The sequence below is a fragment of the Mesorhizobium sp. M0062 genome (genome assembly GCF_040323125.1).
In the GTDB taxonomy this organism is placed as follows: Bacteria; Pseudomonadota; Alphaproteobacteria; order Rhizobiales; family Rhizobiaceae; genus Mesorhizobium.
The window spans coordinates 13,984-29,404 of the sequence record NZ_JAMYUO010000043.1 but is presented as its reverse complement, the minus strand read 5'-3'; the positions used below and the strand labels follow the sequence as shown (position 1 = coordinate 29,404).

Genomic DNA, 15,421 nt, shown 5'->3' with positions numbered 1-15,421 from the left:
CTTGACCATGATGTTTCACTACCCGCTCGGTCATCGCGGGAAGGCCAGGAGCAGAGCCGCTGGCAACGGTGAGTTGCGGACGAGGTCGGGCCGTGGAGGACGACGCCCTTGGGCCGCCAGGTCACTGAAGGACCAACCGAAGCGGCGCTTCGGGCGTAAAAGCGACGTCCTTGTAGGTCTGCAATGTCTGCTTATGGAGGAACGGCGGGCAAGGTCTCTTTGACCGGCATGAGGCGCATTTCTGACCGGCAGTTTTGGGGCCGAAAGCGGAAGGTCTGCAATTCGCCCGGGTGAGTGGTATACAGACATGAGCGTTCAACGGCTCGAATTTCCTGTCTGGGAGCCTCTGATGCAGCAGGTGACATTTGGAGACGAGACATGACCAAGATCAAAGGCAAGAATGATGGCCCCGGGGGCCGGAACGAACATTACGACATCGGCAATCGAAAAGATGTTCCTCGAAGAAGCGTCGTGGCCGAGATTAAGCGTGGCGAACACCAAGGCGCACACGTCGTGAAAATTAACGGCCGGGAATATGCGCGGGACAATCCTGATCATTCGAAGAAGGATAATGTTAATCGAGCAGAGTGATCACATTTCGCCTCTGCATTTGGGCGATGCAACCGTAAGCAGTGATAGTCTCCGATCAGGCGGCGGTGGCCGGCAAAGTTCCTGTGCTAGCTCGGTGTACCATATCGCAGCCGGTGCGGTGAGCCCGATACAAAAACAGTAAATGAGATCGAGAAGCTGTCGGGCGGCCTGCCGCCTACGACGAGGAGTACCGGCGCCTCGCAGCGATACAACGGGTCGCCAGCGATTTTCCGCATCGCGGCAATGTCGGAGCCACTGGGTTCGGCGCTGCCCCCAGGATGCGAGTGCCACTCACCGACGTAATACTGGCCCTGCCCCCATCGATCGCGAAGTAAAGCATCGAGGCCCTTCCGGCCCCGTTTGAACCAGGCCCGGCCGAAACGGGAATCCTCGGGCATTGCCATGACTTCAGTAATTCGAACAGAGCGCCCCCCGTCAAAGTATTCCCCAACAAGAATGCCGCCGGTTTCAACACTGCCGGCCCGACCGGCCAACCTCGTAACCTCAGACAGCAGAGGCAGCTCAAACACAGCGGACACGTCAGGAGCGATCGAGCTGTATTTGACCTTAGGAAACTCAGACATTGGTGGCAACCAGTTCGATCTGGCCGTCTTCGTGTTGACGATAGTAGCTCAACGTCCGGCTCGGACTCTCAATTGCTTTCCGGATAAATCGCGTGCCAAACGCGGCCCATAATCTCATGTCCTCGGCAGTGGCGGGAAAGATCGGGTGCCAACAGCCGATCCCTTCCATCGTCGACTCCGAGCGCGCTGGGCTTGGCGTCTCCATGCTCGCCATGCGTTCCACAGCGTCAAAGTAGGGAAAGCTTACTTCGGATGCAGTATAGGCCAGTAGTCCCTCGGCCCTCCACGTTATAGCCAAGCTGACAAAGATCTTCTCCGTACCCCAGTCGAAATCGGCCATTCGACGCAGTACATCATCCGCTCCGGTGCAGTCCACCACCACGTCGGCGGCTCGCAGAGTGGCGATCACAGACTCATCGCTGGGGGGAAAGTTCGTTGCATGCCCAACAGTACGACCATCAATCATCGACGAATTTAACGCGTCCGCCAGTGCGACAGCCTTGTTCCGGCCCACGGCCTCAAGCCCAAGTGCATGCCGGGTCAGGTTCCCGACCTCAAGCCTCTCCCCATCCAGGATGACCAAATCGCGGTTGCCCATCCGGAGCAAGTTTTCCGCGACCGCACCCCCAAGTGCTCCCGCCCCCAAAAGCGCGATCCTGGACGAACCAAGCTTTTCCGATGAGGGGCCACGCCTGCGGAGTTGATCGGACGTCCAGTTCATGGTCCTCATCCAATCGAGCCGGCCGTGGGATTGGGCCACCGCCCTGTCCAGCATACGACGATTGGCTTCGATCGGACGGAAGCCATTCATTTTAGAATGGCGGTGTTGAAGAGGCACGGAGCCGATAGCCATCCAATGCAATCGCGATGGCCCATCCCCAACCCGTTCTTCGACGGGAAACCCCAACAGCAAAGTTGCGCTTTCATTCTTGTGGGTACGTTTGCGAAGCTGGACCCCGGCGAAGTGCAAGATCTCGCCCAGGTCAAACCCCTGTTCAGCAATCAGTGCGTTCAATTCGCTCCAGGTTGTCGGCAAGCCCCACGGTCTGACGACAGGTATCTTGTCGAGTCTCAACCATACGCCCATCTGAACCGATGCAGCCTGCCCGGCCCAGGCTCCCCAGGAAATAGTCTTCACAATCGTGCCGCCGCTATCCGAGAAAGTAACCGTCACCCTGTTGGCACGCGCATGGGGGATATCAATGAAGGAGACGCTTCCCCAGCGTTGCTCCATCTCCATCCAAGACTTGAAACCGGAAATCGCCTCGTCAAAGCCAATCACTGGATGCGAGAGGTTCTTGGACGACGGCGGGACTTCGAACGGATCCCCGACCTGCTTCAACTGGCCGGTCGCAGCGGCATCAATCCACATCAGCAACCGACTGAGATGCCAAATCACCTTCTCAACAATGTCCGAGGGTTCGCCCGTCCACCTGTCTCTGCCAAAGGTGGCTTCCGGCCGGTCAAGACAAAGTTTACCAGTGCGCCATGGGTCGCGGCCCGCCGGCTTGCCATTGTATAGCTGATGCGGAAATGTGACCGTGGGGCCACTCGATGCGCAAGGATAAATCTCGACGCGATTATCCCCGGGCACGAATGACACCACCACGCGCCATCCGGTGCGGGTTGCCATGAATTCTGTCGCCGGCTCGGACAATGTCGCATCAATGGCTAACCACCATCGGCCTGGCGCGACACTGCTCCAGTTGTTCCTGACCATGACGCGCTCCTCGTCCTCAAGCAGCGAGAGCACCTCCTGCAGTGCTGGCGGCACCGAGGGCGAGTTCAAGATCAAGCAAATCGCTGCGTTGTCTGCGGCTGGGCAGGCTTGGTCGGGGTATTGAAAACCGATGGCGCCCGGTCGCCGCCGCGGGGGCCAGGCAATGGAAACTTCGTGCCGAGCAGTGAGCGCCACAGCTCGGCCGATTCCTGGGCATCGTTACTGTCCAGTGCTGCGCGAGCGCGGGACGCCGCCTCGCTGGCAGCCTTATGGAAGGCCCGGAAATCTTCCAGCGGCAAGCGCTTCAGCACGTCGTGCTCAGGAACACCATGATCCGGCAGAACCGGTACTTGGCCGATCTGAGCCGCGTATTCCCAAGTATCGCGAATGCTCTCGAGGACCTGTACGACACCCATCGCCATCGACGTGGTGCCGTCATTGATGACGTGACCGATCATGTGTTCAAGCGGGTAGCCTTTGGGATACTTCGGAAACTCTTCGGTCCCCTCCTGCTTCATCCACTTCAAGGACCGCACGATTTTGACGTAATGGCCATTGCAGACACGGTTCTTGGCCGCCGTCCACTGGATCTGGGCCAGCGGATGGGTCCGGCCCCACTCTCCCACGTCGCGATCGGGCAGATACAGCGGATGCGGTCGCCACTCGCTTGGCGCCAGATCGTTGAGCACTGACGCAGCTTCACCCAATTCCGAGGGGCGCCATTGCCGGTTGAGACGCCATGACGGATCTTCTTCGACGCTGAGGTTAGTCAATACGGAATTGGACCGGTAGAGACTTTCCATCACTGCCCGGGATTCTGGATCCTTCGGCAAGGCGGTGATGACCAGATCCAGGTCCACATAGGACAGCTCGATGCCAAAAGAACGCCCCTGCCAGCGCCACTTACCCTCATAGTGGCGATCAAGGAAGGGCACGAACTTCTTCATGGCCTGCTCAGGCGTCGTGTTCTCGTAGTCAATATTGGTCACGACGACGATATCAACGTCCGGCCGCTTGTCACCGCTAGGCCGTATGGCCGTCGAACGACGGACGCTACCTTGCAGAAAAGTAGCCACGACCAGCCCTTTGAGATCTTGGTCCGCGTCCAACCGCGCCCGCAGGGTCGAGGCCCCGCCCTTCCAGTCTTCCTTCTGCCTGTCGGTCGGTCGGATCGACGCAAGAAACTCATTGAATTGAGGCTTCAGTTCCATATTCATCCAATCCGGAAGGAGGGGTGGTAGGTCTTGGACCCGGTGAAGTCGAACTCGTAAACCTTCACCGGGCCGATGGCGTCCCGATGCTGGCCGAGGAAGAATGAAAAGGCGTTTGGCGCCGAAACGAAGATGTGGGCCCTGGCGCCGCCGCGCAGGCTAAGCGCCACCAGGACGTCAGACACTTGGTCAGCCATTTCTGCTGCATGAGTGCCGCCTGCTACCGACCCTGGGCCAACCCCGTTTGCTGCGGCGAAATGCAGAATCTTGCCAACGTTGCCCAAGGAGGTGCTAACATAATCCTCGACGTCCGCCAGTGCGTCCCGTGAAAGACTGATTGCCACCGCAACATCTTTGCCCGCCTCGATATCCTGACAGGTGACCGTCATCGACGGCCCCGTGAGCTTGTCGTCCGAGCGCCAGACGGAGGTGCCGCGGCGCCCCTTCTGCATGACTTCGACACCAGTGCCGCTTTTCATACCCAAGAGCGAACCAGCCAGAAATGCAACGGAGGCGTGGGTATCGAGATGAAGCCGAATATCCTTGGTCGTCTGGCGCACGCGCTCAAGGAATGTTCGGACCTCAGGCATGATCGTCTCGGTCCAATCATTTCCCGGACGCAGCAGCCGTTCGTCGAAATGATCGAGCAGCGACAGATGATTTTCCGGAGCGGCCAGTAAATAATCGGTCGGGCCATCACCGAACGAGCGGATGGCGACATTCCGCCGGTCTTCGCCCGCACGAATCCAATCCTGTTCCTGGCAAAGCAGTTCGAAATCTTCTCGGGACAACTTGTTGCGCTGCGTCGCCTTCAAGGCTCGGGCCGCGCCATCGAACCTGAATTCCAGCGTGTTTCCACCGGCCTTCAGCCCGACGCCACGGAAGTGAAAATTGACTTCATCGCGCATCTCTTCGAGCGACCTATGGCCCTCAACGATGTGGAATGTGTCCACAATCGTCTTGAGCTCTTCGTCGCTCGACAGCTTCAGGTGCTCGCGCCAGCATTTTCTGATCTTACCGGTCCAGCTGCGATCGGTCGTTCCGTCGAATAAAATTTCCACGTTGATCGAGCGGTCTTTCGACGTAATCAACTTCCGGAGGTCATCATCATCGCGAATGCGGTCGGTTGTCACGAGAGTGAACGTGGAATTCGTTGGCGCCTTCTCGACCGCCTCCTTGAGGCGCTCAAGGATTGAAAAGCGCGTCGCATGGATAAAGTCCGGGTTCGTCAGCTCCTTGTAACCGAACCGCCCTTCCTGGCTGACGTGGAATTTGACTTGGTGGTGGGCAACCTCGACCGCAAAAGAACGGCGGCCCGATTTCCCTGGGCTATAGCGCACCACCACATCGTCAAACCCTTTCGGACCATCGGCCTCGTATGAGACCTCGACAACAAAGTGTTGTTCCGGGTCACGAAGCCCCGACGCGTGAATCCAGAAGTATCGCGCCTGGTAGTCGTGCCCGTCCCAATTTGCGATGACTGCGTCAGCCACAGCTCCCCACAGTATCCTCCAATCGATCCATTTCACACCAGCCCTCCTTGGTGGACGGGTCTTACTACCGGCCGCAGCCAATGGATTGGAATGCAATGATGTCGATTGCCCCGCGGTGATTTACCGCTCATTAACCGCATCTAGGTTTCAGAAACGATCGCTTCAAGGGTCGAACGAAAAAAGAACAGAGCGCGCCTCTCACCAATTCCGGATGATCAATCTAGGCTACATCAGCAGGTCCCAGCCTTTCCGAGCTATGATGAAACTCGGAAAACTACTTACATCGTGGCAGGGGCCGAATGGCAGCTTTTGGGCCGTTGCCAAGGGGGCCGAACGACCGGAATGAGGCGCATTGCTGCTCGACAGCATAGGGGCGGACAGCAGGCGGACCGCTTTCAGGCTTACGGAGCGCGAAGCGAGCGTTCAGGCTGAAAACGAAAAGGTCTCAAAACTGGCTCAAACATGACATTTTGCCGATTTTTCCATGAGAAATGCGCGATAACATCACATCGCACAATGTGAACTAATGAGCGAAGCTGTCCTAGTCGACCCACCGTCACACGGGCAACTGTCAGCCGAATACAAGCTCCGGCACAACCGCTTCCCAGACGTCTCGGTGAAGGTGCACCCGGAACTCTTCCTGATTGTCGGACTTGCGCCAGCGCACGATGGCACCGACCTCGCCGCGCAGAAAGCTGAGGCCTTCGGGAGGCGACCAGCTTCTGGCCATGCGTCCGAGGGCCTGCCCGTGCTTGTCCTGTATCGCCCAGAGCGGGCCATGGCGCACGATCTGAATCGGATCTCCTGCTTTCGCCGCCGAGATGGCGGCGAGGGAGGGATGGCCCGACCTGAGACGCCCCGCCCATGACAGGTCCACGGTCTTGAGGTTCGGCACCTGGTACAGCGCGGTCGGAAGAGCCGCGCCGTCGGCGACAGCCGGCGCGGCTCGGCGCAGCACATGCTCTTTGTCCTGCTGGACGAACGGATGCTGCGCTTGAGTAATGATCGCGAGGCTGCGTCGCGCTCGGGTCATGGCGACATAGAACAGGCGGCGCGGCGCATCGGGGTCCTCGCCTTTGGAAGGCTTGTCCCAACCGCCATTCAGGATGACGACATCCTCGAAATCCAGACCTTTCGATCGATGCGCCGTCAGCAGCAGCAGCGCGCGCTGATCGCTGTGGGCATCATTGGCCCACTCAGCGAACCACTCGACAAGGTCCGGCACGGGCATGGTCTTGTTCGCAAGCTCCTTCGCAAGAGCGGCGATGCCTTCGGCGATCAGATCCGTCCAGCGATTGGACGGTATCGCGTTCAGCATATCCATCAGATCACGGACGGCCAGCAGACGCGTATTTTCGCGGCGCAGTGTGTCAATGAACTGCTGCATCTCGCGCAAGCGCCAGATGCCGGGCAGGCTCTCGTTTGCCATCTCCACCGGGATACCAAGCGTTTCGGCATAGGCCCGCACCGAAGCCAGCCGCCGCCAGTCGCGCGCGATGATCGCGGCGCGCGACCAGCTCCACTCCGGATCAAGACGCGAAAGCCGGACGAGTTCATCCACTGCGGCCATCGCCTGCGCCACGTCACCGGCTCGGCAGTCCAGCACCTGCACTCGCCCTTGCGCAACCGGATCGAGCGCCGCCATGTCTCCGCCGGGCGGCGCCTTGCTGCGCCTGCGATCTATGGCAATGTCGTGTCCCGCCTTCATACGGTCAGCGGCGGGCGCAATCACCGCGTTGGCCGCCGCAATGATATGTCCGGTCGAGCGGTAATTCTCGATCAGGAACTGCGGTCGTGCACGATAGTCGGCCTCGAACTGCCGGATGAAGCGGATGGACGCCCCGGCGAAGGCGTAGATGTTCTGATCGTCATCGCCCACCACAAAAAGGCTGAGCTGAAGGTCCGGATCGTCCAGTGAGCGGCCCGCAATGGCCGAGATCAGCGCGTATTCCTCAGGGCCGATGTCCTGATACTCGTCCACCAGAATCCAGCGATGACCTTGGATCAGGGTGTCGCGTTGTGCCTCCGCCTCGGGCTTGCTGAGCCCTTCGCCGTTCAACAGGCGCACGGCTTCCATGACGATCCCATCGAAGTCGTGCATCGTCTCGTTCGCAGTTCCGGCAAAGCTCGCTCCCACCAGCCGCATCGCGAGGGCGTGGCATGTGGATATGGTCACTGCATTCGCGTCATCGCCGATCAGGTGGCGCAGCCGGATGCGTATCTCCGCGGCGGCATGACGGTTGTAAGTCAGAACAAGGATGCCGCGCGGATCCTCGCGACGGACCCGGATCAGATAGGCGATGCGGTGCACCAGAACGCGCGTCTTGCCCGAACCCGGTCCTGCCAGGACCAGGACGCTGGTCTGTTCGCGGTCGTCGGCAACGATCTCTTGCTGAACTGGGTTCTTCAGTGCCTCAACGATCGCTTTCCAGGAGGTGCCGGTGGTTTGACGCCGGATCTCGCCGCCCTTGCCGGGCATCCAGCGGCGCAGGAAGGCGTCGCGTTCCAGCACGAAGTAGTCCTCGGACAGCCGCAGCGCCTGATCCATCGCGGCAAGGCCCTTTTCGGCATAGGCCGCCATCACATGGGTCTGGATCGTCTGCTCGGCGTAGTGTTCTTCGAGGGGTACAAAATCCTTCACGGTGAACAGGCCGCCCGAAGGGTTCAGATGGACCGTCATCGCCTGCCGGAAGATCGTCAGCCCCTTGCCCAGAGTCACCACCTCCTGCTCGTGCAGCCACAGAAGTGCGCGGTCCATCAGCTTGGTCATGTCCTGAATGCCGCTGCCGCGCAGCAGGGCGTCTCCGGTCAGGGTGGCGAGCAGATCGCCCATTGTGGTTTCGACCTGGATGTCCTTACCGCGGCTGCCCTTCGGCAGCTTGCCCAGAAGATGCCCCAGCAACAGTTCTGCGCCCTGCCGCCGCAGGCTTGCCGTCTGTTCCAGTGCCTGCCAGGTCCGTTGCAGCGTCACCATCAATGTGTTGCGCGAAGCCTTGCGCAGCCGCAGATTGCCCTTGCCACCATCCTGATCGCGCCCGTCACGACCCATGCTGCGCAGCAGCTTTTCCACGATGTCGGGTCGCACCGCGCTGTGCCCCTGATTGCGGAGCGCCTGACAGGTTTCGGCCAGATGCAGGGGAATGCCTCCGGCACCTTCGGCATCGGGGGCGGCCTCGCGCATCAGGGTGGTCAGCGCGGTTTCAAGCCGTGTGGCCTGCGCCAGCCGCTGCTGCGAATGACCCTCGACGGCGACATGGACAAAGACCGTGACCACGACGTCGTTGCGGGCGATCCCGAGCGCCTCGAGATCGGCCATCGCCTTGTTCAGCATACCCCCTGTCAATCCGCTGATCCCGGCAAGTTCATCGGTGGAAATGCCCTGATCGGGGGACGCGTTCATCAGGTGGCGGGTGATATCCAGAAGCTCCTTCCGACGGGTGCCGGTGATCGCGGCCCTGGCCAGGATCGCTTCGACTTCTTCCAGGTTGCGGATCCTGAGGGATGAGGGGAAGACCTGAACCCGGTTCTCCTCGCGGCGCAGCAGCTTGGCCTCTTCCAGCCAGGACACCGCAGTCTTCACCCTGGTATCGTCGGTGGTGCTGTCGCGCTCGAACTCCTGATCGCGTTCGGCTCGCACGACCTCGCCCGAGGTGGCGACCACGGTGCCGGTCTTCTTCGTCCGCTCGTCCAGCCGCCGCAGGGCCTTGACGATCGCGCCGATTTCATGTCGAGCCAGGCGCGAGCGGGCCGAAAGCGAGAACTGCCGCTCCACATCCTCAGCGGCGAAGAGCAGCACGCAATTGGCATGGGCGCGATCGCGGCCCGCCCGCCCGGCTTCCTGCAAGTAGTTCTCCAATGAGCCCGGAACGTCGCCATGCACCACCAGCCGGATATCGGGCTTGTCGATCCCCATGGCGAAAGCGTTGGTCGCGGCAATGATCCGCAGGTCGCCTATGCGGAAACGCTCCTGAATGTCGCGCTTCTCCTCGGGCGTCAGACCGGCGTGGAACCGTTCCGCTGACAAACCCTGCTGTTTGAGGAAATCGGCAACGCGTTGCGTCTCGCTGCGGGTGGCGCAGTAGACCACCGCACCCGAAGCGCCGTCCTGTGGCAGCCTGGCCTCGATCACGTCGAGGATATCGGCTAGCTTGGTGCCGCGCTGCGTCGGCCGGACCTCGAAGCTGAGATTGGTGCGCACCGCGCCGCCGTCCAGCAGCATCAGTTCGCGCTCCAGACGTGACTGGAAATGGTCGCGGATGTCGCGCACCACTTCGGGCTTGGCGGTGGCGGTCAGACAAAGCACTGGGGCAGCAGCTTCATCCCCTACGGATTCCTTGATGAAGCGGCTGACATAGCGGTAGTCGGGCCGGAAATCGTGGCCCCATTTCGACACGCAATGGGCCTCGTCCAGCACCCAGAGTCCGATTTCACGCTGTGCCAGAACCGAGCGGACCGAGTTGCTGCGCAATTGCTCGGGCGAGATCAGCAGCATTGCCGCCTCGCCCATACGCACACGGTCCAGCGCATCCTGCCGCTCGGGCATCGACAGCATTCCGTTGACGGTGACGGCCGAGGAAATGCCCGCCCGCGCCATGCCCTGCACCTGATCGGCCATCAGCGCGACCAGCGGAGAGATCACCACTGTCAGCGCCCCAGTCTTGTCGAATTTCGACAGGGCGGGGATCTGGTAACAGACCGATTTGCCGGTGCCGGTCGGCAGGATGCCGAGGATGCTTGCCCCGCGCATCGCCTCATCGACGATCCGCTCTTGGAGGGGGCGGCCCGTATCGTCGACCGGCTGCGCGCGGAAGGCATCAAACCCGAACCAGCGCGACAGTGCGCGGATCGGGTCGTTCTTCTCTCTGCACCAGGCGCAATCCGGGCTTCCGCAGTCGGTATCGCGCAGATGCCGCACGATCAGTGCCGCCTCGCGGAACTGCGCCCGCACCCAGGGCGGCATGACGGAATCCCCGCCCGCAACCAGGATCCAGGACAAAGCATAGGCCATAGGCCATCCGAGTTGCGGGCTGGAAAGGCGGTTCAGCGTCTGCTCGACCCGCCTCTCGCAGGCGCGCCCCGCCAGTAGCCGGGAAATCGCTTGCCTTGCCGTAGATGGTTCGGGCGCAGGAGCCCCCCGAATCTCCTGGAAGACCGCGTCGAACCCGCCTGGGTTTTCCATCCTCGTGGTGACGAAATGAAAGGCCGCCACTGCATCGGGCTGGTCGGCGTTCTGTTGCGTCAAAGCTGCTAACTGATTGCGTAGCACCTGGAACACTAGCCGCGCATCCATTTCCGGGTCGTTGACATGGCCCGCTTGTAAGCGACCGTCGTGGTAGTGCTTGACCAGGTGGTGGTAGGGGTTGCGCGGAAACGCGAGAGGGTTGAGCCACAAGGTATCGATCGGCGATCGAAAAAGATTAGCCAACCGAGGCCGCGCCGCGACCAGATGAGGCAAGTCATGTCGAATGATGTTGTGGCCGAGCAGATGCTCGGCCTCGGCTGATTCTGCTCCCAGACGGTCAAGGGCCGCCACGAGATCGCGTTTCTTTGCCAGGATTGCGGGACGAGCGTCATCGCGCACCGCCGCAAAAGCGAAGATGGTGGCGGTTGCAGGATCCACTTCCAGATCGACCGAAACGCAACGCTGCAGAAAGGGTTGGAAAGGCTCAGTCATACTGCAACGCTGTACTCACGGGATGAAACGGTCAGCGATCATGGTCGCGCGCTCGACGAAAGGTCAATGTCGCCGGCCGCCGAAGGTGGATCCAGTAGATGTACGGTAGAGCACCTCATTGCCAGATGTGATGGGGGAAGGATACACCGGAGAACGTCGTCGCGGCATGTTGGCTCTGCAACAGTCGACGGAACCGGCGGAAGACTGCGATTAGCTCAGAGGCCTATCTGACGTTCGTCCGGCAACGGCTTGCGAAGGGGAAGTGGTTCTAGCCGCGACGGTCACCACCGCGTCAAACGACCTCGGCGCTAACAATGTCGGCTCCTGGAATACTTTATCAGCTTTTCCAATGACCAGTATGCGGCGCCTTCCTGTCCGGCAGCTGTGGGGCCGATTCCAGACGGTCTGCTCTTGGATCATTGCTGGAGGATAGCTGTCGTTGAGCGTAACCTGGTTTCAACGGCGACTTCCAACCCCCGAAGCGGTCGTTCACTAGCTCGCATTAGCGACTGACTAAAATCTCGTCGTAGTTCTAAATCGCGATTCGAGATTTCAACTGTACTTCGCGACAGGTTCAAGCGCGGCGGCACCCTTGGAGCTCGCCCCGCGAGTAAATTGTTCCAGCCGGCGGTTTAAGCGGCTATGGTACTGACATCGCCAACAATCAGCATCTGCAGAGACCTCCGAGGCCGTACTTGATCCAACAGCGTGCAGCACTTGTCATTGGAAATGCCAACTATACCGGCCAGAACACAAAGAAGCTCAGAAACCCCGTCAATGACGCGACGGCGATCGCGAGGAAGTTAAAAAAATACGGGTTTGGTCTAACATCGGTTTCTGATGGCTCATTTGTCCAAATGCGCACCGCGCTGAGCACATTCCAAGGCACGATACAGCCGGGCGGCGTAGCTCTGGTCTTCTTTGCAGGTCACGGCATCCAGATTGACGGCGAGAACTTCCTTTTCGCCTGTGATACGGATGCAGGAGGTGAAAACCAGGCGAAATATTCGTCCCTTTCGCTCAACCAAGTCATCGATGTCCTCGACCGATCGAAGGCGGACACGAAGATCATCATTCTCGATGCGTGTCGTGAAAACCCGTTCGAGGCTGCGTGGCATCGATCGGGCGCAAATCGAGGGCTTGCCTCAGTTTTCGCTCCGCGCGGGACGATCATTGCCTATGCGACGTCGCCGGGTCATATAGCGGCCGATGGGTTGTCCAGCAATGGCGTGTATACCGGCGCGCTGCTGCAACATATTGACGTGCCGGATACTCCGATCGAGACTGTCTTCAAGCGCGTGCGCAACACCGTCGCCGCCGATACCAACGGGAAGCAAATTACCTGGGAACACACTTCCTTGGCCGGGGATTTCTATTTCAACACGAGCGCCATGAGCTTCGTAACCACCTATGCGTCGTCATCACTCGCGGACAGCCTTTTCGTGCTCGATCCAGGCAAAACCTCACACCAAATCATCCGAGGCCTGAAGAGCGTGGACTGGTACACGCAAAACCCTGCGATGGACCGTCTGACGCCGACCTTCGCGAACACGGTCAAGGACGAGACGCTCTTCGTCTTGGGCCGCAACATCTATCAGGCTGCGCATGGCGGCGCCCGATCGGCAGAAGCCTATATCCGGAATTTCTTAGGCAAGACTAGCGGGATGAAGCCTGAAAAAATCCGTCCGCTGCTCGATGGCATCCTTTACGAGATTTTCTTCGACTCGAGAGGTGAACTCCGTGAAGCCATTAAAGGCAATATGTTCAGCGATGCGTTCGAGCTAGAGAAATTCCCGCAGTTCAAGGACAGCTTCGAGTTCATCGCCGAAACCCTGATCGGAGCGCACGGTGATTTCTACAGGGTGCCTGGCAAAGGCCATATGCTATCCGCGTCGGTCGTCACGAAGGCCGAGAAGCGCGGCCGTCTGGTCACGGGCGTGTTCGTCGACACGGTGAACGTCTTTAGCCTGAGCGATCCTGAATATGCAGTGGAGGAAGGCGAACCGACGCCGGCGCGAAGCGTAAGCCAAGACGCTTTCGAGGAGGAACTCGCAAAGGAGCTGATCGTCCCGAAGGGATTGCTGCAGGTGAGATACACACCGGCGCTTCAACCCATCGATCCAATCCGGTATCCCTATGGCTGGGGCGTCTCAAAAAAATAGCCTGAGGAGCTGTGAAATCGTGTCAGCGAGCGCAGAACCCCAGTCCCGACAACTATGTCAGCAAACCACCCCGCGCTGGCCGTTGGCGTCGATCTGACCGATCGGCGCGAGGATGTGGATTTCCCGAGGCAGATTTGGGCCGGAAGCCGCCAGTCTGCTCCCGGGCGATATCTACGATAAGCTGCCTTGCAACACACGATCGTTCCCAATCGCATGGACCGTCCAGCGCGCACTCCGGAAGCGCGTTGAGGCCCCAATCTCGACGCGGCACGACTGCCCTGCTTGACATGAGCGATGCAGGCGCGCAGATCGCCGATTGTTAAGGCATCACGTCCGTCGACCATTTTCGCAAGGTCGCGGAGCGCCCCTGATCATTATATGTTCGCTGCGCTGTCACAGGGGGAGTTAGCCAGCGTGGCCAGCCAGATCGAAGAACTGATGCGGCGGGGCACCAATCGGGCTCGAGACGAGCGCCTGGCGGTCGCGCGCTACCGCAAGCGCGCCAGGCGAGGCGTGAGTGTGTTGGTGCATGACATTGAGCCGCAGTCAAAGAGGATGCGGGACGCCGATCGAGACCGGTTCCAGACAGCGGTGTCTGAACAGATGGCGACCTTCTCGCGGGCACCGTTCAATGGACCCGTCGCGCTGAAGATCGACCTAGCGACCACCAGCCGAACTGCGCCGCAGGCGCACACGATCGCGAAGAACCTGCTGGATCTCCTCGGGAAACGGCGGGCGGGGGTGCCGGGAATGCGTCGGCACCTCCTCTACAAGAACGATGCTCAGATCCAGGCGCTCTCCGTCAGCTGCCGGCACGGCGAAGATTATCCGATGATCCATGTGGCCGGCCGGCCCTTGTCGGCGCTGCTCGACGATATGGAGCTTGCGGCCGAAGCGATCCGTGTCGACGAGATGGAGAATTATGGAGACGTCTACCGGTGGGACCAAGAGGAAGAGGCTATGGAGGATCTTCGCAACCTGATCCGCGATGAGCGTGGGCAGCGCGAGCGGCTGGGTGACGACTTCTACGACGCGTACTTCAAGATGCTTCGCTGGAGCGCGCAACGCGCTCTGCTCGGGTGTAGCGGCATCGACATCCCTGTCCTCGGTTGGATGTACGGGCGTCCGGAAGGGTCGACGCCGATTCTGCCGCCCGATCAATGGGCGCTGCTGATCGGCCGGTCCAAGCTGCGCCTTCAGCTGGGCGACCTTCCGATCACCCCGGGCAGCTCAGGGGCCTTCAAGCGCAGGGTTGAGGAAGAGATCGCAGCCTTCAAGCAGCGGTGGGACTGGGTCATCAGTCCGCTGGTGATCGCCGTCGCTCTCCAGGTGGTGGTACGTCCGAGCGCAGCGACCCCCGCAGCAGTGCTTCACGACCTGGACAACATCGTCCGCGATTACCTCCTGCCCCGGATCATCCCGTCATTCGGCACGGTGACCGATCATCGTTGGACGATCGACTTCGACGAACTGCGCCGACGTGATCCCGTTCTCGCGGACCGATGGGGTCCGAACCCAACGCCGCCTCCGGGCACGAAACAGGGTGTGACGCGGTACGAGGCGTGGCGGCTTCCACCGGTCGAGGGCGGACCCGGTTTCGTCAGCGTCGCGCTCGTAGCGGATATGGACGGACGCGGCGATACGTTCGACCGTATCGACGAGTGCTCGCGCAAGTGGGCTGACGCACAGTCGAGCACGTCTGGTAAGCGACAGCGATGGTGATGATCCGGGACAAGGACGACAAGCTTGGTTGATTTGTTCTGTCTCGGGCCCGGCCATGGATCGCGGTCTATGAGACCTTCGCCGACCCAAACTTCGTCGGCGAGTACGCGCGGGAGCCGGATACACGCTTCTGGGGGATGTATGTCGCCTGCCGGCTGCTCGATCCCGGCAAGACGCTTCTGCCAACTGCAGGTTCACATGCCGAGGCGACCGGGCACTACGTCAACCACATATTCCTCAGCGATACGGTGGACGGTGTAGTGA

8 protein-coding genes are annotated in these 15,421 nt (G+C 60.4%); 3 read left to right on the top strand and 5 right to left on the bottom strand.

The features are described 5' to 3' along the window. The first annotated feature begins 378 nt into the window (after positions 1–378). Positions 379–591 carry a DUF3892 domain-containing protein gene (locus NKJ64_RS29635; protein ID WP_084634073.1) on the top strand — a complete coding sequence of 71 codons (213 nt, stop codon included), beginning with the start codon at positions 379–381 and terminating at the stop codon, positions 589–591. Positions 592–677: 86 nt separating this feature from the next. Here NKJ64_RS29635 and NKJ64_RS29630 read toward each other — a convergent pair whose 3' ends face one another. The 5 genes from NKJ64_RS29630 to NKJ64_RS29610 all read right to left on the bottom strand — a co-directional run bounded on the left by NKJ64_RS29630 (position 678) and on the right by NKJ64_RS29610 (position 11,273). Beyond that, on the bottom strand, positions 678–1,175 hold the full coding sequence (locus NKJ64_RS29630) for a Mov34/MPN/PAD-1 family protein (RefSeq protein WP_023685876.1): 498 nt from the start codon (positions 1,173–1,175) through the stop codon (positions 678–680). Then, the gene (locus NKJ64_RS29625) at positions 1,168–2,895 is read right to left on the bottom strand and encodes a ThiF family adenylyltransferase (RefSeq protein ID WP_352463775.1); all 1,728 of its coding nucleotides are present in this window, start codon (positions 2,893–2,895) and stop codon (positions 1,168–1,170) included. The genes NKJ64_RS29630 and NKJ64_RS29625 overlap by 8 nt, the downstream gene beginning before the upstream one ends. Before the next feature lie 71 nt (positions 2,896–2,966). Continuing rightward, a complete protein-coding gene (locus NKJ64_RS29620) occupies positions 2,967–4,106 on the bottom strand; it encodes an SMODS domain-containing nucleotidyltransferase (protein WP_031204500.1) in 1,140 nt (379 codons plus the stop codon). A 2-nt stretch (positions 4,107–4,108) separates the two neighbouring features. Beyond that, entirely contained in the window at positions 4,109–5,635 is a 1,527-nt protein-coding gene (locus NKJ64_RS29615; protein WP_245263176.1) for an SAVED domain-containing protein, read from the bottom strand. A gap of 535 nt (positions 5,636–6,170) precedes the next feature. Next, positions 6,171–11,273, bottom strand: a complete 5,103-nt coding sequence (locus tag NKJ64_RS29610) for a RecQ family ATP-dependent DNA helicase (RefSeq protein ID WP_023685871.1) — start codon at positions 11,271–11,273, stop codon at positions 6,171–6,173. Between the two features lie 695 nt (positions 11,274–11,968). On the opposite strand from NKJ64_RS29610, the gene NKJ64_RS29605 reads away from it, so the two are divergent. Together NKJ64_RS29605 and NKJ64_RS29600 are read left to right on the top strand one after the other, a co-directional pair. Then, on the top strand, positions 11,969–13,435 hold the full coding sequence (locus NKJ64_RS29605; RefSeq protein ID WP_031204498.1) for a caspase family protein: 1,467 nt from the start codon (positions 11,969–11,971) through the stop codon (positions 13,433–13,435). A 414-nt stretch (positions 13,436–13,849) separates the two neighbouring features. Further along, on the top strand, positions 13,850–15,157 hold the full coding sequence (locus NKJ64_RS29600) for a RusA family crossover junction endodeoxyribonuclease (RefSeq protein ID WP_198031561.1): 1,308 nt from the start codon (positions 13,850–13,852) through the stop codon (positions 15,155–15,157). Positions 15,158–15,421: the final 264 nt, after the last annotated feature.